Origin of the sequence: Puerhibacterium puerhi (assembly GCF_009846865.1) — a bacterium.
Taxonomy (GTDB): Bacteria; Actinomycetota; Actinomycetes; order Actinomycetales; family Cellulomonadaceae; genus Puerhibacterium; species Puerhibacterium puerhi.
Genome location: NZ_WUWN01000012.1, coordinates 60,626 through 84,621 on the forward strand (window position 1 = coordinate 60,626; position 23,996 = coordinate 84,621).

Annotated in this window: 26 protein-coding genes and 1 other RNA gene; 18 read left to right on the top strand and 9 right to left on the bottom strand. The window is 76.3% G+C overall.

Features of this window, described 5'->3' with window-relative positions; translation table 11 throughout:
* The first annotated feature begins 61 nt into the window (after positions 1–61).
* The 3 genes from GSF02_RS08820 to GSF02_RS08830 all read left to right on the top strand — a co-directional run bounded on the left by GSF02_RS08820 (position 62) and on the right by GSF02_RS08830 (position 2,998).
* The gene (locus GSF02_RS08820; RefSeq protein ID WP_159794827.1) at positions 62–997 is read left to right on the top strand and encodes a Nif3-like dinuclear metal center hexameric protein; all 936 of its coding nucleotides are present in this window, start codon (positions 62–64) and stop codon (positions 995–997) included.
* A gap of 61 nt (positions 998–1,058) precedes the next feature.
* On the top strand, positions 1,059–1,805 hold the full coding sequence (locus GSF02_RS08825; RefSeq protein WP_159794829.1) for a zinc ribbon domain-containing protein: 747 nt from the start codon (positions 1,059–1,061) through the stop codon (positions 1,803–1,805).
* On the top strand, positions 1,805–2,998 hold the full coding sequence (locus tag GSF02_RS08830; protein WP_159794831.1) for a bifunctional RNase H/acid phosphatase: 1,194 nt from the start codon (positions 1,805–1,807) through the stop codon (positions 2,996–2,998). The genes GSF02_RS08825 and GSF02_RS08830 overlap by 1 nt, the downstream gene beginning before the upstream one ends.
* Positions 2,999–3,000: 2 nt before the next feature.
* Here GSF02_RS08830 and GSF02_RS08835 read toward each other — a convergent pair whose 3' ends face one another.
* Together GSF02_RS08835 and GSF02_RS08840 are read right to left on the bottom strand one after the other, a co-directional pair.
* The gene (locus GSF02_RS08835) at positions 3,001–3,834 is read right to left on the bottom strand and encodes a YaaA family protein (protein WP_159794833.1); all 834 of its coding nucleotides are present in this window, start codon (positions 3,832–3,834) and stop codon (positions 3,001–3,003) included.
* Positions 3,835–3,887: 53 nt separating this feature from the next.
* The gene (locus tag GSF02_RS08840; protein ID WP_235915463.1) at positions 3,888–5,330 is read right to left on the bottom strand and encodes an MFS transporter; all 1,443 of its coding nucleotides are present in this window, start codon (positions 5,328–5,330) and stop codon (positions 3,888–3,890) included.
* Between the two features lie 109 nt (positions 5,331–5,439).
* On the opposite strand from GSF02_RS08840, the gene rnpB reads away from it, so the two are divergent.
* The 3 genes from rnpB (at position 5,440) to GSF02_RS08855 (ending at position 7,988) form a co-directional block, all read left to right on the top strand.
* Positions 5,440–5,838: RNase P RNA component class A (rnpB, locus tag GSF02_RS08845), an RNA gene on the top strand.
* A gap of 54 nt (positions 5,839–5,892) precedes the next feature.
* On the top strand, positions 5,893–7,422 hold the full coding sequence (locus GSF02_RS08850; RefSeq protein ID WP_159794835.1) for a carboxylesterase/lipase family protein: 1,530 nt from the start codon (positions 5,893–5,895) through the stop codon (positions 7,420–7,422).
* A 206-nt stretch (positions 7,423–7,628) separates the two neighbouring features.
* Positions 7,629–7,988 (top strand): STAS domain-containing protein, encoded by a 360-nt coding sequence (locus tag GSF02_RS08855; protein ID WP_159794837.1) that lies wholly within the window; start codon positions 7,629–7,631, stop codon positions 7,986–7,988.
* Between the two features lie 31 nt (positions 7,989–8,019).
* Here GSF02_RS08855 and ppgK read toward each other — a convergent pair whose 3' ends face one another.
* Positions 8,020–8,805, bottom strand: coding sequence for a polyphosphate--glucose phosphotransferase (gene ppgK / locus GSF02_RS08860; RefSeq protein ID WP_159794839.1), 786 nt, complete (start codon positions 8,803–8,805; stop codon positions 8,020–8,022).
* 27 nt (positions 8,806–8,832) lie between these two features.
* Here ppgK and GSF02_RS08865 point away from each other — a divergent pair, with 27 nt between their 5' ends.
* The 3 genes from GSF02_RS08865 (at position 8,833) to GSF02_RS08875 (ending at position 13,681) form a co-directional block, all read left to right on the top strand.
* Positions 8,833–9,033 (top strand): SPOR domain-containing protein, encoded by a 201-nt coding sequence (locus GSF02_RS08865; protein WP_408003877.1) that lies wholly within the window; start codon positions 8,833–8,835, stop codon positions 9,031–9,033.
* Positions 9,034–9,119: 86 nt separating this feature from the next.
* Positions 9,120–10,457 carry a type I glutamate--ammonia ligase gene (gene glnA / locus GSF02_RS08870; protein ID WP_159794841.1) on the top strand — a complete coding sequence of 446 codons (1,338 nt, stop codon included), beginning with the start codon at positions 9,120–9,122 and terminating at the stop codon, positions 10,455–10,457.
* Positions 10,458–10,522: 65 nt separating this feature from the next.
* Positions 10,523–13,681, top strand: coding sequence for a bifunctional [glutamine synthetase] adenylyltransferase/[glutamine synthetase]-adenylyl-L-tyrosine phosphorylase (locus tag GSF02_RS08875; protein ID WP_235915464.1), 3,159 nt, complete (start codon positions 10,523–10,525; stop codon positions 13,679–13,681).
* A gap of 10 nt (positions 13,682–13,691) precedes the next feature.
* Here GSF02_RS08875 and GSF02_RS08880 read toward each other — a convergent pair whose 3' ends face one another.
* The 4 genes from GSF02_RS08880 to GSF02_RS08895 form a co-directional block, all read right to left on the bottom strand.
* The gene (locus GSF02_RS08880; RefSeq protein ID WP_159794843.1) at positions 13,692–13,979 is read right to left on the bottom strand and encodes a hypothetical protein; all 288 of its coding nucleotides are present in this window, start codon (positions 13,977–13,979) and stop codon (positions 13,692–13,694) included.
* Positions 13,976–14,380 carry a DUF1622 domain-containing protein gene (locus GSF02_RS08885; RefSeq protein WP_159794845.1) on the bottom strand — a complete coding sequence of 135 codons (405 nt, stop codon included), beginning with the start codon at positions 14,378–14,380 and terminating at the stop codon, positions 13,976–13,978. Before GSF02_RS08885 ends, GSF02_RS08880 begins: the two co-directional genes overlap by 4 nt.
* 63 nt (positions 14,381–14,443) lie before the next feature.
* A complete protein-coding gene (locus GSF02_RS08890) occupies positions 14,444–15,739 on the bottom strand; it encodes an alpha/beta hydrolase family protein (RefSeq protein WP_159794847.1) in 1,296 nt (431 codons plus the stop codon).
* Positions 15,740–15,785: 46 nt separating this feature from the next.
* Positions 15,786–16,421, bottom strand: coding sequence for a TMEM175 family protein (locus tag GSF02_RS08895; protein ID WP_159794849.1), 636 nt, complete (start codon positions 16,419–16,421; stop codon positions 15,786–15,788).
* Positions 16,422–16,516: 95 nt separating this feature from the next.
* On the opposite strand from GSF02_RS08895, the gene GSF02_RS08900 reads away from it, so the two are divergent.
* Positions 16,517–17,020: a metallophosphoesterase family protein gene (locus GSF02_RS08900; protein ID WP_159794851.1), complete on the top strand. Its 504-nt coding sequence runs from the start codon at positions 16,517–16,519 to the stop codon at positions 17,018–17,020.
* Between the two features lie 18 nt (positions 17,021–17,038).
* Here the strand turns inward: GSF02_RS08900 and GSF02_RS08905 are convergent, their stop codons facing one another.
* A complete protein-coding gene (locus GSF02_RS08905) occupies positions 17,039–17,830 on the bottom strand; it encodes a hypothetical protein (RefSeq protein WP_159794853.1) in 792 nt (263 codons plus the stop codon).
* A 209-nt stretch (positions 17,831–18,039) separates the two neighbouring features.
* Here GSF02_RS08905 and GSF02_RS08910 point away from each other — a divergent pair, with 209 nt between their 5' ends.
* The gene (locus tag GSF02_RS08910) at positions 18,040–18,456 is read left to right on the top strand and encodes a PadR family transcriptional regulator (protein WP_159794855.1); all 417 of its coding nucleotides are present in this window, start codon (positions 18,040–18,042) and stop codon (positions 18,454–18,456) included.
* Entirely contained in the window at positions 18,453–19,502 is a 1,050-nt protein-coding gene (locus GSF02_RS08915; protein ID WP_159794857.1) for a hypothetical protein, read from the top strand. Before GSF02_RS08910 ends, GSF02_RS08915 begins: the two co-directional genes overlap by 4 nt.
* Positions 19,503–19,527: 25 nt before the next feature.
* Here GSF02_RS08915 and GSF02_RS08920 read toward each other — a convergent pair whose 3' ends face one another.
* Complete coding sequence (locus GSF02_RS08920) at positions 19,528–20,226, bottom strand: hypothetical protein (protein WP_159794859.1); 699 nt, start codon at positions 20,224–20,226, stop codon at positions 19,528–19,530.
* Positions 20,227–20,550: 324 nt separating this feature from the next.
* On the opposite strand from GSF02_RS08920, the gene GSF02_RS08925 reads away from it, so the two are divergent.
* From GSF02_RS08925 to GSF02_RS08950, 6 genes are all read left to right on the top strand, one after another.
* Entirely contained in the window at positions 20,551–21,432 is an 882-nt protein-coding gene (locus GSF02_RS08925) for a helix-turn-helix transcriptional regulator (protein WP_159794861.1), read from the top strand.
* Between the two features lie 219 nt (positions 21,433–21,651).
* A complete protein-coding gene (locus GSF02_RS08930) occupies positions 21,652–21,843 on the top strand; it encodes a hypothetical protein (RefSeq protein ID WP_159794862.1) in 192 nt (63 codons plus the stop codon).
* On the top strand, positions 21,840–22,223 hold the full coding sequence (locus GSF02_RS08935; protein WP_159794864.1) for a DUF2255 family protein: 384 nt from the start codon (positions 21,840–21,842) through the stop codon (positions 22,221–22,223). Before GSF02_RS08930 ends, GSF02_RS08935 begins: the two co-directional genes overlap by 4 nt.
* A 28-nt stretch (positions 22,224–22,251) precedes the next feature.
* Positions 22,252–23,238 carry an aldo/keto reductase gene (locus GSF02_RS08940; protein ID WP_159794866.1) on the top strand — a complete coding sequence of 329 codons (987 nt, stop codon included), beginning with the start codon at positions 22,252–22,254 and terminating at the stop codon, positions 23,236–23,238.
* Between the two features lie 51 nt (positions 23,239–23,289).
* Entirely contained in the window at positions 23,290–23,622 is a 333-nt protein-coding gene (locus GSF02_RS08945; protein WP_159794868.1) for a carboxymuconolactone decarboxylase family protein, read from the top strand.
* Between the two features lie 69 nt (positions 23,623–23,691).
* Complete coding sequence (locus GSF02_RS08950; protein WP_159794870.1) at positions 23,692–23,898, top strand: hypothetical protein; 207 nt, start codon at positions 23,692–23,694, stop codon at positions 23,896–23,898.
* The last annotated feature ends 98 nt before the right edge of the window (positions 23,899–23,996 follow it).

Genomic DNA, 23,996 nt, shown 5'->3' on the forward strand with positions numbered 1-23,996 from the left:
GGGGCGCGCCGCCTCGCGCCCGGCTGGGAGCGCGGCGCGGGGCGGCACTAGGGTCGGGCGCATGGCAGCACCCGCCCAGCCCGCCGCCGGTGACCTCGCCGGCGGCGCGCGCCTCGCCGACGTCGTCGCCGTGCTCGAGGACCTCTATCCGCCGTCGACCGCCGAGGGGTGGGACGCCGTCGGCCTGGTGGCCGGCGACCCCGCCGCGGCGGTGCGCAAGGTGCTCTTCGCCGTCGACCCGGTGACCGCCGTCGTCGACGAGGCCGTCGCGTGGGGCGCCGACCTCGTCGTCACGCACCACCCGCTGTTCCTGCGCGGCGTGCACTCGGTGGCGGCCACGACCTTCAAGGGCGCGGCGGTGCACCGGCTGCTCGCCGCCGGCTGCGCGCTGTACTGCGCGCACACCAACGCCGACGCGGCGCCGCGCGGCGTCGCCGACGCGCTCGCGGACCTGCTGGGCATCATCGACCGTGGCCCGCTCGTGGCGCCGGCCGGGGGGCCGGGCGACGGCGCCGTGCGCGGCATCGGCCGCGTCGGGCGCCTGGCCGAGCCGGTCACGCTCGGCACCTTCGCCGAGCGCGTCGCCGCCGCGCTGCCCGCCACGGCGCAGGGCGTGCGGGTCGCGGGCGACCTCGCGGCGCCCGTCGCGACGGCCGCGGTCGTCGGGGGCGCGGGGGACTCGCTGTTCGACGCCGTGCGCGCCGCCGCCGTCGACGTCTACGTCACCGCCGACCTGCGCCACCACCCGGCCTCGGAGCTGCGCGAGCGGGCCGAGTTCGAGGCGCCCGCCGGGCGGCGGGCCGCCGGCACGCCGTTCCTGGTGGACGTGGCGCACTTCGCCTCGGAGTGGCCCTGGCTGCGCTACGCCGCGCAGGACGTGGCCGCGGGCGTGTCCCGGCTGCTCGCCCAGCGCGGCGAGGACGGTACGGTGACCACCAGGATCAGCACGCTCGTCAGCGACCCGTGGACCGCGCGGGTCGCCAGCCCCGGCCGCTGACGCCGCGGCGCCCCGGCGCCCGCCGCGCAGGGCCGGCCCGCCACACATGGGAGGACCCACGGTGACCACTGCACCGCCCGAGGACCAGCTCCGGCTGCTGGAGGTCCAGGCGCTGGACACCCGCGCCCAGCAGCTCGCCCACCAGCGCCGGACGCACCCGGCGCTCGCCCGGATCGCCGAGCTGGAGAAGCAGATCGCCGACCTGCACGGGTCCCTCGTCGACTCCCGCACGGCCGTGAGCGACCTCGAGCGCGAGCTCGCGAAGGCCGAGGCCGACGTGGAGCAGGTGCGCGCCCGCGCCGCCCGCGACCAGCAGCGGCTGGACAACGGCGCCCTCGGCGCCAAGGACGCGCAGGCCGTCTCCAGCGAGCTGGAGTCGCTCGCGCGCCGGCAGGCCACGCTCGAGGACGCCGAGATCGAGGTGATGGAGCGGCTCGAGGCGCACCAGGACGCCCTGGCCAAGGTCGAGGCGGCGCACGCCGAGCTCGACGCCGCGCGGCGGGCCGCCGAGGAGGAGCGCGACGCGGCGTGGGCGCAGATCGACGCCCAGGCGCAGGCGCTGGCCGCCGAGCGGGCCACCGCCGTCGAGGGCCTCGACCCCGGCCTCGTGGCGCTGTACGACCGGCTGCGCGGCCAGCTCGGCGGCCTCGGCGCCGCCGCGCTGCGCGGCACCCGGTGCGAGGGCTGCCGTCTCGAGCTCAACCCGGGCGACCTCGCCGCGGCGCGGACCGCCGCGCCCGAGCAGGTCGTGCGGTGCGAGGAGTGCGGCCGCATCCTCGTGCGCGTGCCCGAGCCCTCCGCCGCCTGATGGCCCGCGTCCTCGTCGTCGAGGCCGACGGCGGCTCGCGCGGCAACCCCGGGCCGGCCGGCTACGGGGCGCTGGTGCGGGAGGCCGCCACCGGCCACGTGCTGGCCGAGCGGGCCGGGTACCTCGGGGTGAGCACCAACAACGTCGCCGAGTACACCGGCCTGCTGGAGGGCCTGCGCGCCGCCGTCGCGATCGACCCCGACGCAGACGTGCAGGTGCGCATGGACTCCAAGCTGGTCGTGGAGCAGATGAGCGGCAGGTGGCAGGTCAAGCACGAGGCGCTGCGCGCCATCGCCCGCCAGGCGGCCGCCCTGCTCCCGGCCGGCCGGGTGACGTACACGTGGGTGCCGCGCGCCGAGAACGCCGCGGCCGACCGGCTCGCGAACGAGGCCATGGACACCGGCTCGACCATCGCCCGCGACTTCCCGGTCGCCGCGGCGGCTACCGGCATCGCGGGCGCGCCCGGCCCGGCGGACGACGACGAGGCCGACGCCGCCCCGGGCCGCGACACGCACCTGCGCCCGTCGGGCTCGATCGCCCGGTACGACGGCGCCGAGGCGCTCACCGTGGTGCTCGTGCGCCACGGGCAGACGCCGCTCACGGTCGCCGGCGGATACTCCGGCGGCGGCGTGCCCGGCCCGTCGCTCACCACGCACGGGCGCACCCAGGCCGCGCGCGCCGCCGACGCCGTGCACCGGGTGGGCAAGGAGCTGTGGTCCGACCTGCCGCCCGCCACGGAGGTCGTCGCGTCGCCCATGGTCCGCACGCAGGAGACCGCCGCCGCGATCGGCCGCCGCCTCGGCGTGCACGTGCGTACCGACGACCGGTTCCGCGAGTGCGAGTTCGGCGACTGGGAGTCCCTCACGGCCGCCGAGATCGAGCGCCGCTGGCCGGGCGAGCTCGGCCGCTGGCACGCCGACGGCACCACGCCCGCGCCGGGCGGCGAGTCCTACGCCGACGTCGGCGCGCGCGTCTGGGCCGGGCTGACGGACCTGGCCGCCGGGGGCGTCGGGCGCACGGTGGTGGTCGTGGGGCACGCGATCGTGGTGCGCACCGCCGTCGGGCAGGCGGCCGGCGCGCCGCCGTCGCACTGGTACCGGCTGCGGGTGCCGCCGTGCTCGCTGTCGATCGTGCGGCTGTGGCCGGACGGTGCCGCGGAGGTCACCACGTCGGGGTTCCCGACCGGGGACTGAGGTCAGCCGACCACGAGCTCGAGGGTCTGCGGGCCGCTGCGGCCGGTGGCGGCGTGCAGCGTCGCCTCGAGCACCCGGTAGCTCAGGCCGCTGCCCACCTCGGTGCCGACCACCTCGCCGACCAGCTCCTCGGCGGCCTTGAGCAGCTCGGCGGCGCTGGTCGGCTCGCCCGCGCGGCGCAGCAGGTGCCCGGTGAGCACGCCGCGCGTGTGCTTGGCGTTGTGCGAGACCACCGAGCGCCGGCCGGCCGCCTCGCGCACCACCCGCACGGTCACCCAGTCCGCGGCGCCGTCGCCCGTGGTGCGGGGCTTCCACGCCGCGAGGTAGGCGGCCGAGCGGCAGTCGACGACGACGTCGCCCGCGGCGCGCGCGTCGAGCGCGGCGCCCAGCGGCGCACGCCAGGCGCTCGCCAGCCTCCCGACGCCGGGCAGGTCCACGCCCATGGACAGCCGATAGGCGGGCACGCGGTCGGCCGGGGCGACGACGCCCCACAGGCCCGAGAACACGCGCACCGTGCGGGCCGCGCGCGCCGCGGCGCCGCCGGGCAGCGACGCCAGGCCGGCGGCCGCGTACAGCACGCCGGTGTACACCTGCGCGGCGGGTGCGGCCGGCTCGGTGCGCAGCCGCGTGTTGCGCGCGATCTCCTCGCCGAGGGACGCGCCGACGCCGAGCAGCTGCGCGGCGTCGGGGCGCGCGCTGACGGCGCCGAGCGCGTCGAGGACCTCGGTGCGCCGCGCGGTGAGCGCGTCGGCCGCGGTCAGGGTGGCGAGGTCCGCCGGGGCGGCGTCGGCGGGCGCGGGCGTCTTGCCCTCGGAGGGCGGCAGGAGCAGGAGCACCCGTCCAGGGTAGGTGGCGCCCGGCACCGCCGGGCGCCACCCTCGGGGCGGGCTCAGCCCCGCCTGGCGCGGCGGGGCAGGGCGAACACCAGCGCGAAGGCGGCGACGGCGAACGCCGCGCTGACCGCCATGGCCATCCCGGCCGCGTGCCCGAACCCGGCCGCGAGGTCGGCCGGGCGGCCCGAGGCGACCGTGAGGGACCCGAAGAGGACCGAGCCGATGACCGCGATCCCGGCCGCCGACCCGATGCGCTGCGCCGTGCCGATGACGCCCGACGCCGCCCCGGCCTCCTCGGGGTCCACGGTGGCCACGATGAACTGCTGGTTCGGGGCGATGAACATGCCCGAGCCCAGGCCGGCCACGGCGAGCGAGGGCAGCAGCGTCCAGTGCGTCAGCGAGGCGGTGTCGACCAGCACAAGGATCAGCCACAGCGAGACCAGCCCGGCGGCGACCATGCCCGTGCCCAGCACCAGCACGGCGCGCCCGAGGCGCTCGGCCAGGCGCGCCGACTGCGAGGCGCCGACGATGCTGCCGAGGGCGAAGGGGATCGACACGAGCCCGGAGGCCAGCGCGCTGTGCCCCAGGCCGGTCTGCCACAGGATCGAGATGGTGAAGAAGATCGAGGTGAACGCCGCGAAGTAGACCAGGGCGAGGATCACGCCGCCGGTGAACGCGCGGTGGCTGAACAGGTGCGGCGGCACGAGCGGGCTGACGCGGTCGCGCCGGGCGACGCCGAGCTCGAACGCCCCGAAGACCACCAGCAGCAGCGCCCCGCCGGCGAGGCAGAGCCACGTCCACAGCGGCCAGCCCGAGCTCTCGCCCTGGATCAGCGGCACGAGCAGGGCCACGAGCGCCGCGGTGAGCAGCGCCAGCCCGCCGAGATCCGTGCCCGTGCGGGCGGCGAACTGCCGACGGGCGGCGCCGCGGGGCAGCAGCAGCAGCGCGCCGAGCACGGCCAGGGCGCCGAACGGCAGGTTCACGTAGAAGATCGAGCGCCAGGCGTCGTCGTCCGCGCCCTGCTCGATGAGCACGCCGCCGACCAGCGGCCCGGCCGCCGAGGCGACGCCGATGACGGCGCCGAGGGCGCCGAAGGCCTTGCCGCGGTCCCGGCCGGTGAAGAGCACCTGGATGGTGGCGCCCACGGCGGGGAAGAAGATCCCGCCGAACAGGCCCTGGACCACGCGGGCGACGACGAGCTCGGTGGCGCCGCCGGCCTGGGCGCACCACCACGAGGCGAGGGTGAAGCCGGCGATGCCGACCAGGTACACCCAGCGGTGCCCGACGCGGTCGCCGACGCGGCCGGCCGGGATGAGCGCCAGGCCGTAGGCGAGGGCGTAGCCGGAGATGATCCACTGCAGGGTGGCCTCGGGGGCCTGCAGCGAGGTGCGGATCGTGGGCAGGGCGACGTTGACGATGGTGGTGTCGAGCAGGGCGATGGCCGCGCCGAGCATGAGCACGGCCACGGCGAGCCAGCGGCGGCGCGACGAGAGGGTCACGGCCGGCTGCGGGGCCGTCGCCGTCGGGTGGGAAGGAGGCACGCTCCTCACTATGGCAGGCCCCTGGGACACCGGCGCGCCACCCGGACGGTAGACTCCGGGGCGCGGACGAGTCGGTCGGACGGTCGCGTCACCAGGGTCTTCGGGCCCCGGTGCCGAGGAACGTCCGGGCTCCGAAGGGCGAGGTGGTGGCTAACGGCCACCCGGGGCGACCCGCGGGACAGTGCCACAGAAAGCAGACCGCCTCCCCGTCCGGTCCTCGGGCCGGACGGGGCGGTAAGGGTGAAACGGTGGTGCAAGAGACCACCAGCGCACCTGGTGACAGGTGCGGCTCGGTAAACCCCACCTGGAGCAAGGTCAGACAGGGAGCGTTCGAGGGCGGCCCGCCCGAGCTCCCGGGTAGACCGCTCGAGGCCTGCGGCGACGCAGGTCCTAGATGGATGACCGTCACCCGCGCCGGGGCAACCGGGCGCGGGCACAGAACCCGGCGTACAGACCGGCTCGTCCGCCCACCACGTCCAGCCCCCGCGCACCCGTGGTCCGGCGCCGCTACCGTCGCCCCATGAGCGAGGCGACCGGCGCGGCCCGGGGTACCCAGGCCCCCGGCGGTGCGCTCGTCGAGGTGCGCACGGCGGCCGGGCGCGTGCGCGGCCGCTGGCGCGGCACCCCCGGCACGCCCGGTGCGTCGGCCGCCTTCCTCGGCATCCCGTTCGCCGAGCCGCCCGTGGGCGACCTGCGCTTCGCCGCGCCGGTCCCGCACCGCCCGTGGGCCGGCGTGCGCGACGCCCTGCGCCACGGCGCCACGCCTCAGCGCGGGGACACCGGCGTCACGTTCATCCCCGAGCCCAGCGTGCCCGGCCCCTCGACGCTCAACGTCGACGTCTTCACGCCCGCGCCCGAGCCCGCCGCCGACGGTGGCCTGCCGGTGCTGGTGTGGATCCACGGCGGCGCGTACGTCGCCGGGTCGCCGGCGAGCCCCTGGTACGACGGCGCCCGGTTCAACCGCGACGGCGTCGTCACGGTCACGGTGTCGTACCGCCTGGGGTTCGACGGGTTCGGCTGGATCGCCGACGCACCGGCCAACCGCGGCGTGCGCGACTGGCTGCTGGCGCTGCGCTGGGTGCAGGACAACGTCGCCGCGTTCGGCGGCGACCCGCGACGCGTGACGGTCGCCGGGCAGTCCGCGGGCGGCGGGGCGGTGCTCACGCTGCTGGGGATTCCCGCCGCGCGCGGCCTGTTCCACGGCGTGCACGCGCTGTCCGGCGTCACCAAGAACGTCGCCGCCGGGCGCGCCGAGCGCACGGGCCGGCGCCTGGCCGCCCTCGCCGGGGTGTCGCCCACGCGTGCGGGGCTGGCGACGCTGACCGAGGAGCGCGTGCTGCGGCTGCAGGCGCGGGTCACCCGGCCCTCGCGCCTGCGCCCGCTGGCCGCCGCGACCCGGCTGTTCGACGAGGGCCTCGACTTCGCCCCCGTGGTGGACGGCGACCTGCTGCCGCAGCCCACGCTCGACGCCCTGGCGGCCGGCGTGGGCGCCGAGGTGCCGCTGGTGCTCGGCGCCACCGACGACGAGTTCGCCATGGTGTTCGACGACGCCCGCCCGTTCCTGCGCCTGCTGCCGGTCCGCCCGGCGCTGCGCGCGCTCGGCGCGCCGCGGGCGGCGGCGCCCGCCTGGCTCGCCGCCAACGCCGACGTCCGCCGCCGCGGCACCGCCGCCGTCCTGGGCCGGTACGTCAGCGACCGCGTCTTCCGCGCGGCCGTGCTGGAGGTCGCCGCCCTGCGCGGCGACGCCCCGACGTGGCTGTACCGGTTCGCCTGGCGCTCGCCGGTGTCCGGCCGCGCGCTGCACTGCCTGGACGTGCCGTTCTTCTTCGACCGGCTCGACCACCCGCGGGTCGCCGACGTCGCCGGTCCCCGCCCGCCCCAGGAGCTGGCCGACGCCGTCCACGGCGCGGCGGTCGCCTTCGTCCGCGACGGCGACCCGGGCTGGCCCCGGCACCGGCCCGCCACCCGCCTGGCGCGGGTGCTCGACGTGCCGGTGCGCGACGTCCCGGACGCCTACGCGTCCGCCGCGGCGCTGGTCGAGCTCCGGTAGCGGACGCCCCGCCTGGCCAGTGGGGACGCCCCCGTAGTCTCATGAGGCAATTGTTGAAGGGGAAAACAAGGGTCAAGGACCGTTCCGCCGACAGCAATATCGGTGTACCGTTCTGGACCAGGCGACGAGGCCGTCGCCTGGTCCCCGGGGTTCGGCACCAAGAATCGGCGCCGGTCGTGCGCCGGAGCACGGGAAGAAGAACGACGATGACTCTCACGAGCGCGAGGACGGGCGGCATCGAGCTGGTGGCCAAGCAGGGCGTCAGCGTGGTGTCGATGTGGGGCGACATCGACGCGGCCCTGCGGGCCGAGGCGAGCACCGCGCTCGCCGGAGCGTTCGAGCGGGACGTCCCGGTCGTGGTCGACGCCTCGAAGGTGACGTTCATCGACTCCGCCGGGGTCGCCTTCCTCGTCCAGCTGTGCGCCATCGGCCGCGACGAGGGGCTCCAGGTCTCGCTCCGCAACCCGCCCGCGGTGGTGGCCGACGTGCTGCGCATGGTGGGCATCGACGACGTCATCGCCGACGGCGAGTCGGCGACGGGCCCGGCGGGCCCCCAGGTGCTCTGAGCGCTGCTTCTCGAGCGCTACTTCTCGAGCCCTACTTCTTGGCCTTCTTGCCCTTGTGGTGCTTGGCGGCCGACGCGGCCAGCGCGGCGGCGCCCACGATGCCGGCCTTGTTCCGCAGCGTCGCGGGGATGATCGGGGCGCGCAGGTCGAGCAGCGGCAGGAACTGCTCGTGGTGCTTGCTCACGCCGCCGCCGACGACGATGAGCTCGGGGGACAGCAGCATCTCGACGGTCTCGAAGTAGCGCTGCAGGCGCTTGGCCCACTGGGCGAAGTCGAGGCCCTCGCGCTCGCGGGCGGAGTCGGCGGCCCGCGACTCGGCGTCGTGCCCGTCGATCTCGAGGTGGCCCAGCTCGGTGTTGGGCACCAGGACGCCGTCGACCAGGAGCGCCGAGCCGATGCCCGTGCCGAGGGTGGCCACCAGGACGACGCCGTCCTTGCCCTTCGCGGCGCCGTAGCGCTGCTCGCCGACGCCCGCGGCGTCGGCGTCGTTGACGGCGACCACGGGCCGGCCCGTGGCGGCGGTGACGGCGGCGGGCAGGTCCACGCCCTTCCACGAGGGGTGCAGGTTCGCGATGAACCGCACGACGCCGTGGTCCAGCGGCGCCGGGAACGCCACGCCGACGGGCACGTCCTTGGGCAGGTCGAAGGACTCCACCAGCTCCGCGAGCACCGCGGTCACCGCCTCGGGGGTCGACTCCCCGGGCGTCGGGATGCGCACGCGGTCGGCGGCGAACTCGCCGGTCTCCAGGTCCACGGGCGCACCCTTGATGCCCGAGCCGCCGATGTCGATGCCGAATGCCAGCTCATGCTTCGCCATGTGCACATCCTGCGGCAGGATCGATCCATGAGCGAGGAGAACGCGGCGGCGATGACGCAGTACTGGTACAACACGGCGACCGGCGAGGTGGAGGAGGGGCACCGCTCCGGCTGGACGCACCTCATGGGGCCGTACGCCACGCGCGAGGAGGCGCAGGCGGCGCTCGACAAGGCGCGCGCCCGCTCCGAGGCGTGGGACGCCGACGACGACCGGTGGCGCCGCGGCTGACGCGCGCGCCGCTGCTCACCGACCCGCCGCCGTCCGGTGCGCGGGACGTCACCCGCCGGTAACAGTCGTGGGGCAAGATGTGCTCCATGGACAGGCAGCAGGAGTTCGTGCTCCGCACGGTCGAGGAGCGCGACATCCGCTTCATCCGGCTCTGGTTCACCGACGTGCTGGGCGTGCTGAAGTCCGTCGCGGTCGCCCCGGCGGAGCTCGAGCAGGCGTTCGCCGAGGGCATCGGGTTCGACGGCAGCTCGATCGAGGGCCTCACCCGCGTGTACGAGGCCGACATGATCGCCAAGCCGGACCCGACCACGTTCCAGGTGCTGCCCTGGCGCGGGGAGCGGCACGGCACGGCCCGCATGTTCTGCGACATCCTCACGCCGGACGGCGAGCCGTCGCTGGCGGACTCCCGCAACGTGCTCAAGCGGGCCCTGGCCAAGGCCAGCGACAAGGGGTTCACCTTCTACACGCACCCCGAGGTCGAGTTCTACCTGTTCGAGCAGCTCGCCTCGCCGGACGCGCCGCTGGTGCCGGTCGACCGCGGCGGCTACTTCGACCACCTGGCGCGCGGCTCCACGCACGACTTCCGCCGCGCCGCGATCACCATGCTCGAGTCGATGGGCATCTCGGTGGAGTTCTCCCACCACGAGGCCGGCCCCGGCCAGAACGAGATCGACCTGCGCTACGCCGACGCGCTGACCACCGCGGACAACCTCATGACCTTCCGCACCGTGGTCAAGGAGGTGGCGCTCGAGCAGGGCGTGTTCGCCACGTTCATGCCCAAGCCGCTCACCGAGGAGCCGGGCTCGGGCATGCACACCCACCTGTCGCTGTTCGAGGGCGACCGCAACGCCTTCCACGAGCCGGGCGCGCAGTTCGAGCTGTCCAAGACCGCCCGCCAGTTCATCGCGGGCCTGCTGGTGCACGCCGCGGAGATCACCGCGATCACCAACCAGTACGTCAACTCGTACAAGCGCCTGTGGGGCGGCTCCGAGGCGCCCAGCTACGTGTGCTGGGGCCACAACAACCGCTCCGCGCTGGTGCGCGTGCCGATGTACAAGCCGGGCAAGGGCAACTCCTCGCGCGTGGAGTACCGCGCGCTCGACTCGGCGACCAACCCGTACCTCGCGTTCGCCGTCCTGCTCGCCGCCGGCCTCAAGGGCATCGAGGAGGGCTACGAGCTGCCGGAGGCCACCGACGACGACGTGTGGGAGCTCACCGACGCCGAGCGCCGCGCGCTCGGCATCGCGCCGCTGCCGCAGTCGCTCGACGAGGCGATCGCCCTCATGGAGCGCTCCGAGCTCGTCGCCGAGACGCTCGGCGAGCACGTCTTCCGCTACGTGCTGAAGAACAAGAAGCAGGAGTGGGCGACCTACCGCCAGCAGGTCACGCCGTTCGAGCTGCAGCGGTTCCTGCAGTTCCTGTGACGACCGTCGTCGGACCGGGGCGGGCGGCTGGCCGCCCGCCCCGGGCCCGGGCGTAGGGTCGGCCCGTGGGAGCCACGACGACGTCCGGAGCCGACGAGCTGCCCCGCCCGCCCCGCGCGGCGGGCCGGCGCGAGACCGTCACCCGCCGCCTGCTGCGCGCGGGGTTCGCCGACCTCACCCGCTCGGCGCAGCTGTGGGCCGACCCCGCCCTGGAGGCGGTGCTGCCGACCGGCCCCGGCCCGGACGACGAGACGTCCGCGGCCGACGACCTGCTCGCCGCGCTCGGGGGCACCGCCGACCCCGACCTGGCCCTCCTGCAGCTCGTGCGCCTGGCGAGCACCCCGGCCGCCGCCGGGGCCCTCGCCGACGTCCTGGCGCACGACGGGGTGCCGCGCGCCCGCCTCCTGGCCGTGCTCGGGGCGTCGTCGGCCCTCGGCGACGAGGTGGTGCGCCGCCCCGAGCTGCTGGCGGTGCTGCGCGACGGGGACGGCGGCGTCGGCGTCGCGCCCGAGCGCGTGCGCGCCGAGCTGCTGGCCGCGGTCGGCGCGGACCCCGACGCGCCCGACCCCGTGGCGGGGACCGAGCCCGGCCGGTGGCCGGACGCCGAGGCCCGCACGGCCACGGACGCGCTGCGCCGCGCCTACCGCGCCCGCCTGCTGCGGATCGCTGCCACCGACCTGACCACCGACGAGCCGCTCGGCCTGCTGCCGGCCGTCGCCGCCGCGCTCGCCGACCTCGCCGCCGCCGCGCTCGAGGCCGCTCTCGCCGTCGCGCGCTCCCAGCACCTCGACCACGCGCAGGTGCGCCTCGCCGTGATCGGCATGGGCAAGACCGGCGGGCGCGAGCTGAACTACGTCTCGGACGTGGACGTCGTCTACGTCGCCGAGCCGGGGGTGGACGCCGACGGCCAGGAGGTCGCCGAGGCGCACGCCATGGCGGTGGGCGCGCGGCTGGCGTCGACGCTGCAGAAGGTCTGCGCCGGGGCGTCCGCCGAGCCGGCGCTGTGGCAGGTGGACGCCGCGCTGCGGCCGGAGGGCAAGCATGGCCCGCTGGTGCGCACCCTGTCCAGCCACCTCGCGTACTACGACCGGTGGGCCGCGACCTGGGAGTTCCAGGCCCTGCTCAAGGCGCGCCCCGTGGCGGGGGACCCCGAGCTCGGCCGGGCCTACCGCGCCGCCGTCGACCCGCTGGTGTGGAAGGCGGTCTCGCGCGAGAACTTCGTCGAGGACGCCCAGGCCATGCGCCGCCGGGTCGAGGAGCACGTGCCGCCCGCCGAGGCCGACCGGCAGATCAAGCTCGGCCGCGGCGGCCTGCGCGACGTCGAGTTCACCGTGCAGCTGCTGCAGCTCGTGCACGGCCGGATGGACCCGGGCATCCGTTCGCCCAACACGCTGCGGGCGCTGACGGCGCTGGCCTCCGCGGGCTTCGTGGGGCGCGACCACGCCGGCCGCATGGCCGTGTGCTACCGGTTCCTGCGGGCCCTGGAGCACCGCGTGCAGCTGTACCGGCTGCGCCGCACGCACCTGCTGCCCACCGGCGAGGAGGACCTGCGGCGCCTCGCCCGGTCGCTGGGCATGCGGGCCGAGGGCGCCGAGGGCCTCACCGAGCGGTGGAAGGCCACGCGCCGCGAGGTGCGCTCCCTGCACGAGGCGGTCTTCTACCGGCCGCTGCTGCCGGCGACGGCGCAGCTGTCCGAGGCGGAGGTGTCGCTCGCGCCGGAGGCGGCCCGGCACCGGTTCGCCGCCATCGGCTACCGCGACCCCGACGGGGCGATGCGGCACGTGCTCGCGCTGACCGAGGGCACCTCCCGGCGCGCGGCGCTGCAGCGCCAGCTGCTGCCGGTGCTGCTGGGGTGGTTCGCCGAGGGCGCCGACCCCGACGCGGGCCTGCTCGCGTTCCGCCGGCTGTCCGAGGAGCTCGGCAGCACCCACTGGTACCTCAAGCTGCTGCGCGACTCCGGGTCCGCGGCGCAGAACCTGGCCCAGGTGCTGTCGTCGTCGCGCTACCTGGCGGACGCGCTGGCCCGCTCGCCCGAGTCGGTGCAGTGGCTCGCGGACCCCACCGGCCTCGAGCCGCGCGGCGCCGAGCGGCTCGACGCCGAGGCCGACGCGATCCTCACCCGCGCGGACGACCCGGCGACCGCGGCGGTGCTGCTGCGCGCCCTGCGCCGGCGCGAGCTGGCCCGCACCGGAGCGGCCGAGCTCCTGCGCCTGCTCGACCCCGTGAGCGCGGCCGCGGCGGTGAGCGACGCCGCCGACGTCGTGCTGCACGGCGGGCTGCGGGTGGCCGAGCACGTCGCGCGCGGCGAGCTGGGCCTGGACCAGGATCCGCAGGCGAACCCGACGCGCATGCTCGTGGTGGCCATGGGCCGGCTCGGCGGGCGCGAGATGGGCTACGGCTCGGACGCCGACGTGATGTTCGTGCACGAGCCGGTGGCGGGCGCGGACGGGCAGCTCGCGAACCGGTTCGCGCTCACCGTGGCGACGCGGCTGCGCGAGATGCTGGGCGCCGTCGGGCCCGAGCCGTCGCTGCCGGTCGACGCCGACCTGCGGCCCGAGGGGCGGCAGGGGCCGCTGGCGCGCACGCTGGCCTCCTACGCGGAGTACTACGAGCGGTGGTCGAGCGTGTGGGAGGCGCAGGCGCTGCTGCGCGCCCGGCCCGTGGCGACGTCGCCCGGCGCCGACGGGCTGGCCGAGCGGTTCACCGCCACGGTCGACCCGCGGCGCTACCCGGCCGGCGGCCTGGCGGCGGGCGATGTGCGCGAGGTGCGCCGCATCAAGGCGCGCGTGGAGTCCGAGCGGCTGCCGCGCGGCGTCGAGCCGGCGCGCCACCTCAAGCTGGGCCCGGGCGGCGTCTCCGACGTCGAGTGGACCGTGCAGCTGCTGCAGCTGCAGCACGCGCACACGGTGCCCGGGCTGCGGACCACGGGCACGGTCGCCGCGCTCGACGCCGCCGAGGACGCCGGCCTCGTGGGCCCGGTCGACGCCCAGCACCTGCGCGAGGCGTGGGTGCTGGCCTCCCGGCTGCGCTCGGCGGTGGTGCTGTGGTCCGGCCGGACCACGGGCAGCCACGCCGACGTGCTCCCGCACGACCGCCAGGCGCTCGCCGGCATCGCCCGGCTGATGGGCGACGTGGGGGGCGGGGCGGACCTCGAGGAGCTCTACCTGCGCACCGCCCGGCGCGCGCGGGCGGTCGTCGACCGCGTCTTCTACGAGGCGGGCTGACCGCCGCCGGTCACGGGCTCGGCGCGGGCGGCTCGGGCGCGGGCACGGCCAGCGCGGCGCGGGCGCGCCGCAGCCCCAGCCCCGCGACCTGCCGGACGGCGACGATCGCCGCCGCGGTGGCCAGCGCCGTCGGCGTGCCCGTGGCGCCGAGCCGCAGCAGCCCGGCCGCCAGGAGGAAGTCGAGCAGCCACTGCAGGCCCGCGAGCGGGGCGCGCGTCACGAGCGCGACGGCGGCGCCGCTGAGCAGGCCGGCGGCCACGACCCCGAGCGCGACGACGTCGCGCACCGCGTCGGTCACCCGGCCGCCTGGGCCGTGTCGCGCTGGGCCGTGTCGCGCTCTGCCGTGTCGCGGGCGATCTCCTCGCGCTCCTCGCGGATCTCGCGGGCGAGGAAGAAGTTGAGCGCGGTGCGGATCGCGGCGACGGCGGCGAGCTCGGCGATCTCGCGCAGGGTCGGCGCCACGGCCGTGCGCAGCACGTCGCTGGCCAGCTGGAACTCCAGGCCGAGCGCGAGCATGCGGCCCAGGTCCAGGCGCACCCGGGTGAAGGAGGACACCCGGCGCTCGCGGACCGCCAGGACCAGGAACCGCACGAACGCGATCACGCAGCCGCTGAAGATGATGACCGCCCCGGCCGTCTCGACCAGCCGGACCAGCACGTCGACGAACGTGGCGACGGCGTCCTCGCTCAGGAATCCCACCGGCCGAGTATGGGCACGCCCCGGCCCGGCCGCACGGGGCGGCTGCCGGTGGGGCCGGCCGGCTCAGGCGGTGCGCGAGGCGGCGGGGGCCTGCGCGCCGGTCGCGGCGCCCTGCCCGAGCCCGTCGATGCCGGCGAGCCAGTCGAACATCCGCTGCTCGGTGAGCGCGCGGGCCAGCGGCTGGCAGTGGTGGTTCGCCCCCTCGGCGGCCGTGAACCGCACGAGCGTGGAGACGCCGGGCGTCAGCCGGGCCAGCTCGGCGGGCTGGCCGGGCCAGAACTGCTCGTCCTCCGGGTCGGCGATCAGCAGGGGCGTGGTGATGCGGCCCGCGACGCCGCGCGCGTCGTACTGCCGCACGGCGCGCACCGTGGCGGCGTAGCCGTCGGTCCCGTACGGGCGCGCGCGGAAGCGCCACGTGCGCGCCGTGCCCGGGCTCAGGCGCATGCCGAGCGCCATCTCCTTGTCGAACCTGCGGTCGTCGCCGGCGTCGAGGTGCTTGAGCAGGCTGTGCGGCATCCGGCCGGTCCACGACGCCGCCACGTCCACCACGCCCGGGTCGACGACCGCCGCGGCGGGGCGGTGCTCGAACGCGAGCGCCCGGGTGACCCAGTACCCGCCCTGGCTGATGCCGTAGACGACGACCCGGTCGGCGTCGACGCCCGGGTAGGCCGTCGCCGCGTCCAGGACCGGCGTGAGCACCGCCTCGAAGTCGGGGCGGAACGGGACGCCCCGCTCGAAGAGCATCGACTGCTGCCCGGGTCCGTCGAAGACGAGCGCGTGGTAGCCGCGGGCCAGGGCCCCGTGCACGGCGGCCGCCCACAGCGAGGTCAGCGACCCGTCCGAGCCGTTGACGGCGACCAGCAGGGGCCGGGCGCCGGCGTCCCCGTCGGTGCGTCCGTCGGCGCCGGAGCCCGGGGCGCGGAAGAGGTACCCGGGCAGGGGAGTGCTCTCGTACGGGATCTCGACGCGCTCGACGTCGACGGCGGCGGTGTCGACCCAGCGGTCCCACGCGGCGCGGTGCTTGCGGAAGGTGGCCAGGAGGCGGTCGTCGTCGTCCAGGGCGGCGACCGCGTCGACCGCCACCCCGTAGTACCCGGAGGCGCGCAGCCAGGCCGACGCCGCGCTGGCCTCCCGGCCGGGGCCCGTCGCCGCCTCGGCGAGCGCGGCGACCCGGTCGCCGAGCCCGTCCCAGGCCGCGAACCAGGCCTCGTGGTCGTCGTCGCGCAGGCCCGAGACGGCTGCGAGGACCTCGCCGACGTCGGCGGCGCCGCTGTAGGCGTGGCCCAGGACGGTGCGGATCTCGAAGTCGTGGTCGGGGTCGCCGGCGAACCCGGCGGTGAACGGGTCGTGGTGGGACATCTGGGGGCTCCTCACGTCGGCGTGCGGTCCTCGGGCGATCCCCCCTCTACGCGGGCTGCCGGCCCGCCGCCCTGCGCCGGCGCTCGGCCGCCGCGCGCAGCGGGCGCTCGAGCAGCAGCACGAGCAGCCACGCCGCGCCGGCGCCCGGGAAGAGCAGCGCGAGCACGAACGCGAGACCGAACAGTCCTGAGACCAACCATCGCTCGAACGGGCCCTCGCGCGCCACGGTGGGCAGGAACCCGCCGCGGCGCAACGCCGTCTCCTCGGCGTGCAGGCACAGCGAGCCGAACAGCATCGTCCCGACGTAGACGCCGAGCGCCAGCCGGTCGTCGTCGGCCGCGACCACGACGTCCAGCACCGTCGCGACGGGCAGCGCGACGATCGAGGCGAGCCAGAACAGCTCGATCTGCAGGATCCGCGGGCTGTAGCCCGTCGCCCGGACGAAGAGCCAGTGGTGCTCGTGCCAGAAGATCCCGATCACCGCAAAGCTGATGGCGGCCGAGACGATGTCGGGCCAGCTGTCGGCGAAGAACCCCTGCGCGGACGAGGCGGCCATCGCCTGGTCGACGAGCGGCAGCATCACCAGCGTGAGGGCGATGGCGGCCACCGCGTCGGCGAACGCCAGGACGCGGTCCAACCCGTGCGCATCGCCGCGCCGACGGACAGGCTCGGGCTCGGCCATGGCTCCACGGTAGGGGTGGGCGCCAGGGATGGCACCGCGAGGCGGTCGCGGGGCCTCGCGGGCGGCGCCACGGAGGCGACGCCTATCGTGGCGGCGTGCCGACCCGCCTGCTGCTGCTCAGCGACACCCACGTGCCCGCCCGCGCCCGCGCCCTTCCCGAGCAGGTGTGGCGCGCCGTGGACGCTGCCGACGTGGTGGTGCACGCCGGGGACTGGGTGACCCTCGAGCTGCTCGACGCGCTCGCGGGGCGCGCCGCCAGGCTCGTCGGCGTCGCCGGCAACAACGACGGAGCCGAGCTGCACGACCGGCTGGGCGAGGTCGCCCGGGTGACGGTCGAGGGCGTGCGCCTGGCGGTCGTGCACGAGACGGGCCCCAAGCAGGGCCGGGAGGTCCGGGCGGACCGGGCGTTCCCGGACACCGACGTGCTCGTCTTCGGCCACAGCCACATCCCGTGGGACACGGTCAGCCCCGCCGGGATGCGGCTGCTCAACCCCGGGTCGCCGACCGACCGGCGGCGCCAGCCCGTGGGCACCTACCTCACCGCGACGGCCGCCGACGGGCGTCTCCACGACGTGGAGCTCGTGCCCGTCGCGCGCTGACGCTCGACCGCGCGGCGCTCAGGACGGCGGTGCCGGTGGGGTCGGTGCGCCGCCGAGGAGCGTGCGCACGCGCTGCTGGCGGGCCTGGTAGCGCGCGCCGAACCGCGCCTCGGCGCGGGCGCGCCGGCGGGGGCGGTCCGCGTACCGCCGTCGGGCCCAGGACGACGACGGCTTCGCCAGCCGTACCGCCCCCACCGCCGCCACGACGGGCACGACGATGCCCACCATCCCGGTGGCCACCTTGCCCTTGAGGAAGCACACGACCGCGCAGGCCATGTGCGCCACGACGGAGAGCGCGTAGGCCCGCAGGCCGCCCTCGACCTCGTCGGGCGTCTCGCCGACGGGCGAGGTGGCGACCAGGAGCGCCGCGCCGACGGCGGCGCCGACCAGCACCGCCTCGATCGACTTCTCGCCCTGCGGGCTCCAGTAGACGTCGTCGACGTAGAGCCACAGCGCGAACTCGTCGAGCGCCAGCGCGGCGCCGACGCCGAACATCAGCCCCAGGATCAAGGACGCCGGCTCGCCGGGGGAGTAGCGCAGCAGGAGCAGGCCGGTGACCAGGACCAGCAGGATGCCCCACACCTGGTGGTGCACGTGGACGCCGCCGATCGTGACGTCGCCGATCAGCCGGCGCCGGCGGCGTGCGGTCCCGCCGGCCGCGGGCGCGGTGTCCGCCCCCTCCGCGTGCGCACGCGCCCGGATGCGGCGCGTGACGGCACGCACGACGAGGAACGTCACGACGAAGCCCAGCAGCGCGACGAGGGTGGGTGCGCGCCCGGCGTCGACCACGTGGTGGGTGTACCAGGCCATGAGCCCCTCCGAGGCGTGTGCGTGGCCGGCCCGTCGTCGGGCGTTCCGCTGGGCCCTTCGCTGGGCCCTTCGCTGGGCCCGTGCCCTCGGTCAGTCCCTCGGTGCGTCTCGTCCCATGGTGGTCCCGCGGCGGCCGGAGGTCGAGGAGAGGGGACGAGGGTGGGCGTGTCGGCCGGGCATAAGTTCGTGGCGAGGGTATGTTCGCCGGCATGGCTTCCCAAGGGCTGCAGGAACCCGCCTTCCTCATCTTGTCGGCGCTGGCGCAGGGGCCGATGCACGGGTACGGGATCGTCAAGGACGTCGAGGCGAGCTCGGGCGGCCGGATCGCCCTGCGGACCGGCACGCTGTACGGGGCGATCGACCGGCTCGTGGTCGCCGGGCTGGTAGAGGTCGACCGCGAGGAGGTGGTGGACTCCCGGCTGCGGCGGTACTACCGCCTGACGCCCGAGGGGGGCGCGCGGCTCGCTGCCGAGGCGGAGCGTGCGCAGACGCAGGCGCAGCGGGCGCTCGAGCGGCTCCGGATGCGCGGCCAGGCGGCGCCCGCGCTCCCCACGGCGTCGTCGGGCGGGACGAGGCTGGGCGGGGCTGGGCTGGGCGGGGCGAACCTGGGAGGGGCGACGGCATGACCGGCGAGAAGGTGTTCGTGACCCCGGCGCTCGCGCGGGACTACCGGCGGCTGACGGCCCTCTTCCCGTACAGCTACCGGCGGGCTCACCAGGCCGAGATGCTCGGCCACCTGCTCGCCGCCGCGGCGCCCGGGCAGTCGCGGCCCGCCCCCGGCGAGCGGTCCGACCTCCTGCGTGCGGCGGCCCGCGAGTGGCTGCTCGCGCCGCTCGGGTCGACGCCGCGGCAGCGCAGGGGCGGGACGGAAGCGCTGCTGCTCCTCCTCCCGCTGCTCCTGGCCCTGCCGGCGGCGGCCGCTCTGGGCGGTGCTGCCCGGGCCCTCGGCACCGCCGACGGACCGGGGGCAGTGCTCGCGCTGGCGCCGATGACCGCCCCGTGGGTGCTCTGGGCCGCGGGTGCGCTCGCGCTGGTGGCGGCCTCCCTGCCGGTGGCCCGCGGCCTCTTCGTGGCCGCCGCCGTCATGGCCTGGCTCACGATCGCCCTGCTGATCGCGCGGGGCGAGCTGCTCGCCGCCTTCACGGCCGCGGGGTGGGCGGTCGGTCACACCGCGTGCGCCGTCGTGTCCGCCGAGCGTGCGGCCTGGGGGTCCGCGCCGGCGTGGTCGGTGGGGCGGCGGATCGGAGTGCTGGTGGCCGCGCTGGCCGCCGGCCTGCCGGTCATGGCGACGGCGCCCTACCCAGGCCTGGGCCCGCTCGGCGTCTCGCTCAGCGGTGGCGCCACCGTGGTCGTCATCGTGGTCGGCCTGATCGCCTTGGCGTGGTCGAGTCGCCTGCGCCAGTCCGTGCCGATCGTCCTCGGCGTCGTGTCCGCCGTCGTGCTCGGGCGCACGGGCATGTTCGGGTCACGGCTGGCGCCGCTCGAGGTCGTCGACCTCGGCAACGTCCTGGGCCTTCTCGCCGCATCGGCGATCCTGACGGCGCTGGCGCGGTGGGTCGTCAACCGCATCGACGAGCTCGCCGCGGCCCGGGCGCGCCTCGGCGACGACGTCGCCGGTTTGACCACGACGACCGCCCGTATGACCGTGAGCGACCGTGCCAGGGTGAGCTGACGTCGTCGCGGTCGTGGCGTCGCGGTCATCGCACGCGGTCGAGCGACGACTCCAGGGCCGTCCGCACGAGCCGCGGGCCCAGCGCCTCGTCGAGGTACGCGTCGCCGGAGGCGAGCACGACACCGGGCGCCGCCAGGTGCCACCACGTGCCGGCGACCGGGAGCAGGACGACGGCGCCGTCGAGGTCGCCCGGGTCGGCGCCGCGGCGCGCGACGATGTCGTCGACGATCGCGCGCTGGGCAAACCACGTCGCCCTGTCCGTCGGCAGCGCCGCGGCGATGCCGCGGTCCGACGGCGGGGGGTCGCGGTAGGCCGCCAGGGCCGCGCGGCGCAGCAGGGGCTCGGACGCCAGCCCGGCGAACTCCGGCCACGCCCCGACGGCGTGGCGCGCGGCGGCCCGGGCCCGCGCCCAGCGCTGCCACGCCTTGCCGACGCCCGAGGGCGGCGGGTCCCGCTGCTCCTCGACGATCAGGTCCACCACGGCGCTGTACCAGGCCAACCAGCCAGGACCGGCGGCGACCCGGTCGGCGGGGGAGAGGAGGTCGACGGGCGCGGGCGGCCGCCGCAGGGGCGGCGGGACGTCGGCGGGCGCGCCGCCGTCAGGTCCGGCGCCGTCGCCGGGCGGTACCACGATCCGCGCGGCGTCCCGCACGACGAGCGCCGTGGTCAGGTGCACGTCGTCGCCGACCGACAACCGCCAGGACCGCCCCTTCGCGAACCGCACACCGCCACGGTAGCGCGGCGTCGAGCGCGCCCCGGGGCGTCGAGACGGCCCCCAGCCGCGCTGCTGCGGGGTCAGGGGGCCGTCGCGGGCTGCGGCACCGATCAGATGTCGTCGTGGACAGCGATCCGTCGCTCCTCCTCCGTCACGCCGGACGGCCGGATCGCGCTGTCCGCCACCCTGCGTAGGACGGGAATAGCGTGCCAAGCGCGACGTCCGATGCCCCGCCTAGAACGGCAGCAGCAGCGGCCGGCGCGCTCGGCGCCCCTTCCTGAGGGGTACCGCCGGTGACTCCCACCGCGAGACGCGTCGACCTACGGTCGAGGCATGGACAACCGCAGCGAGGTGCGCGACTTCCTCACCACACGTCGGGCGCGGATCACGCCCGCGGAGGCAGGCGTGGTCGACGACGGCACGATGCGCCGCGTGCCCGGGCTGCGCCGCCGGGAGGTCGCCGAGCTCGCCGGGGTGAGCATCGAGTACTACACCCGGCTGGAGCGCGGCAACCTCGCAGGCGTGTCGGAGGCCGTGCTGGACTCGATCGCCCGTGCCCTGCACCTGGACGAAGCCGAGCGGGCGCACCTGCTCGACCTGGCCCGGGCGGCGCAGGGCGGCGCACGCCGGGCTCAGCCGCGGCGGGCGACGCGGATCCGCGCGGAGGTGCAGGCGACGCTGGACGCCTTCACCGGCGGGGCGGCGTTCGTGCGCAACGGGCGGATGGACCTGCTGGCGGCGAACCTGCTCGGGCGGGCGGTGTACTCCGAGGCGTTCGAGGCGCCGTCGCCGAACCTGGCCCGGTTCGCGTTCCTGGACGACCGGGCCCACCGGTTCTACCCGGACTGGGAGCGGGCGGCGCACGACACCGTGGCGATCCTGCGCACCGAGGCCGGCCGCGACCCGCACGACAAGGCGCTGAGCGAGCTGGTCGGGGAGCTGTCCACCCGGTCGCCCGAGTTCCGCACCCGGTGGGCGGCGCACCACGTCAAGCAGCACTACACCGGCAAGAAGCACTTCCACCACCCGGTCGTGGGGGACCTGTACCTGACCTACCAGGCCCTGGACCTGTTCGCCGAGCAGGGGTTGTCGATGCTGGTGTACACCCCGCAGCCGGGAACCGGCACGGACGACGCGCTGCGCCTCCTGGCGAGCTGGGCCGCCACCCACGCCGCGCCGACGGCCGCCGAGCGCGACGCCGTCGACGCCGGCTGAGGCCCCCGACGTCGGCACAGGGAGGCGGGCCAGCACCGCGGCGGCACGCCGGGCGCCTTGAGCGCGCACGCCGCGCGGTCACGACGACGCCCCGCGCCTGGCGCTGCTGTGAGGGGCACTGCCGGTACCCCTCACAGCGGAGACTCCCGCGGCGCGGCGGACCGGATGTCAGATGGCCTTGCCCGCATCGGCGGGCGAGTCTTCGAGCGAGGGATGAGTGTGACGATCACAGCAGTGGGAGTGACCGCTGATGGCGGCGACTTCGGGGCGCGGGGCGAGGACGTCTCTGCACGGGTCCGCGCCCTGGTCCCGGACGGTGTGGACGCCCAGGCGGCCGACGCGCACGCGCTGATGGACAAGGGTGGCGTGCGCGGCCGCCTGGTCCTGGACCTCGCCGGCGGTGCCGCATGAGCGCCGCGACGTGGGCGCGGACCGACCTGGACGCGCTCGGCGCCGCCTCGGAGATCCGCATCGCGACGATCCGGCGTGACGGCACGCCCCGCACGCCGCTGCCGATCTGGGTGGTACGGGTGGGCGACCAGCTGTACGTGCGGTCGTACAACGGCCCGGGCGGCAGCTGGTTCCGCCAGGTCGGCGCGCACCCGTACGCCCGGGTGCGCGGCGCCGGGCGCGCCGCCACGGTCCGGCTCGTGCCCGCCGACCCGGACGTGCGCGCCGCCGTCGACCGGGCCTACTGGGCCAAGTACGGCCGCGGCGGCTTCGGCGCCGCGATGACCACCCCGGGCGCGGCCGCCACCACCCTGCGCCTGGAGCCGGGCGCCCCCGCCTGACCCACCACCGGTACGAAGGAGGAGCACGATGCACGCACGCACGCTCGGACAGGGACTCGAGGTCTCCGCGGTCGGCCTGGGCGCCATGGGCATGTCGCAGAGCTACGGGCCCAACCCCGGCAGCCGCGAGGACATGATCGCGGTGCTGCGCGGCGCGGTGGACCTCGGGGTCACGTTCTTCGACACCGCCGAGGTCTACGGCCCGTACGTCAACGAGGAGCTGGTCGGGGAGGCTCTCGAGCCGGTGCGCGACCAGGTGGTCATCGCCACCAAGTTCGGCTGGCGGATCAAGGACGGCAAGAGCGTCGGCCTGGACTCCCGCCCCGAGCAGATCCGCCGGGTGGCCGAGGCGTCGCTGCGCCGGCTGCGCACCGACGTGATCGACCTGTTCTACCAGCACCGCGTCGACCCGGACGTGCCGATCGAGGACGTCGCCGGCACGGTGGGGGAGCTGGTGGCCGAGGGCAAGGTGCGCCACCTCGGGCTGTCCGAGGCCGCCGCCGGGACGATCCGCCGGGCGCACGCCGTGCACCCGGTCACCGCGGTGCAGAGCGAGTACTCGCTGTGGACCCGCGACCCCGAGCCGGAGGTGCTGCCCACGCTGGCCGAGCTGGGGATCGGGTTCGTCCCGTTCAGCCCGCTGGGCAAGGGCTTCCTCACCGGCACGGTGGACGCCTCCACCACGTTCACGCCCGGTGACATCCGCGAGCGGGTGCCGCGGTTCGCCGCCGAGAACCTGCAGGCCAACACCGCGCTGGTGGAGCACGTGCGCGGTCTGGCCGAGGTCAAGGGCGCCACCCCCGGGCAGGTCGCCCTGGCCTGGCTGCTGGCGCAGCAGCCGTGGATCGTGCCCATCCCGGGCACGCGGCGCATCGAGCGGGTGCAGGAGAACGCCGCCGCGACCCAGGTGGCGCTGTCCGCGGACGAGGTGGCCGACCTCGACCAGCTCGCCGTCCGCGTCGGCGTGCACGGCGATCGCTACAACGCCGAGCACATGGGCTACGTCAACCGCTGACCGCCCGCCCCCGACGCGCCCCAGCGCACCACAAGATCGGAAGGATCCCTGATGACCGACACCCAGCCCTCCGGCGCCGAGCGCATGTTCGGCGACTTCGCCCCCGCCCTGGTCGGCTACACCGACGACGTGCTGTTCGGCGACGTGTGGACCCGCCCCGAGCTCGCCCCGCGCGACCGCAGCCTGGTCACCGTGGCGGCGCTGCTGACCTCCGGCAACACCGACCAGCTCGTGTACCACCTGGGCCTGGCCAAGGACAACGGCCTGACCGAGACCGAGCTCATCGAGGCCGTCACCCACCTGGCGTTCTACGCCGGCTGGCCCAAGGCCATGTCCGCCATGGCCGTCGCCAAGCAGGTCTTCCGCGGTGACGACCACCGGTGAGCGAGGGTGGACATGCGTGACGATGCGACGGCGACTCCCGGCGCCACGGGTACCCGTACCTTCGCGGGCATGCCGCCCGGCGGGGCCGTGGACCTTGGGGCGGCGGCGTTCTCGGCCGGCGACAGCACCGCTGTCGTCGCCGCCATGGGTCGGCTGGTCGCGGGGGCGCTGCGCCGGCGCCACGAGCGACGCTGGCTCGAACGCCTGTACGCCGCACCCGCGTTCGTGGGTCTCAGGGAGCAGCAGCCCTACCGCGCCGGCGGGTGCCAGGGCTGACGTGGCTCGCTGACGTCTGGGCGCTCGAGCTCGCGGACGGCGACGTCGCCGTCGAGAGGCACGCCCTGCCATGGCGTGCTCCGGCGGAGCTGCACCCG

Coding starts and splice junctions, on each gene's coding strand:
- GSF02_RS08855 (WP_159794837.1), top strand. CDS start 7,629: ATGACTCTCACGAGCGCGAGGACGGGCGGCATCGAGCTGGTGGCCAAG.
- ppgK (WP_159794839.1), bottom strand. CDS start 8,805: ATGGCGAAGCATGAGCTGGCATTCGGCATCGACATCGGCGGCTCGGGC.
- GSF02_RS08905 (WP_159794853.1), bottom strand. CDS start 17,830: ATGGCCTGGTACACCCACCACGTGGTCGACGCCGGGCGCGCACCCACC.
- GSF02_RS08950 (WP_159794870.1), top strand. CDS start 23,692: ATGCCGCCCGGCGGGGCCGTGGACCTTGGGGCGGCGGCGTTCTCGGCC.
- GSF02_RS08940 (WP_159794866.1), top strand. CDS start 22,252: ATGCACGCACGCACGCTCGGACAGGGACTCGAGGTCTCCGCGGTCGGC.
- GSF02_RS08915 (WP_159794857.1), top strand. CDS start 18,453: ATGACCGGCGAGAAGGTGTTCGTGACCCCGGCGCTCGCGCGGGACTAC.
- GSF02_RS08945 (WP_159794868.1), top strand. CDS start 23,290: ATGACCGACACCCAGCCCTCCGGCGCCGAGCGCATGTTCGGCGACTTC.
- GSF02_RS08830 (WP_159794831.1), top strand. CDS start 1,805: ATGGCCCGCGTCCTCGTCGTCGAGGCCGACGGCGGCTCGCGCGGCAAC.
- GSF02_RS08895 (WP_159794849.1), bottom strand. CDS start 16,421: ATGGCCGAGCCCGAGCCTGTCCGTCGGCGCGGCGATGCGCACGGGTTG.
- glnA (WP_159794841.1), top strand. CDS start 9,120: ATGGACAGGCAGCAGGAGTTCGTGCTCCGCACGGTCGAGGAGCGCGAC.
- GSF02_RS08890 (WP_159794847.1), bottom strand. CDS start 15,739: ATGTCCCACCACGACCCGTTCACCGCCGGGTTCGCCGGCGACCCCGAC.
- GSF02_RS08925 (WP_159794861.1), top strand. CDS start 20,551: ATGGACAACCGCAGCGAGGTGCGCGACTTCCTCACCACACGTCGGGCG.
- GSF02_RS08910 (WP_159794855.1), top strand. CDS start 18,040: ATGGCTTCCCAAGGGCTGCAGGAACCCGCCTTCCTCATCTTGTCGGCG.
- GSF02_RS08865 (WP_408003877.1), top strand. CDS start 8,833: ATGAGCGAGGAGAACGCGGCGGCGATGACGCAGTACTGGTACAACACG.
- GSF02_RS08935 (WP_159794864.1), top strand. CDS start 21,840: ATGAGCGCCGCGACGTGGGCGCGGACCGACCTGGACGCGCTCGGCGCC.
- GSF02_RS08850 (WP_159794835.1), top strand. CDS start 5,893: ATGAGCGAGGCGACCGGCGCGGCCCGGGGTACCCAGGCCCCCGGCGGT.
- GSF02_RS08820 (WP_159794827.1), top strand. CDS start 62: ATGGCAGCACCCGCCCAGCCCGCCGCCGGTGACCTCGCCGGCGGCGCG.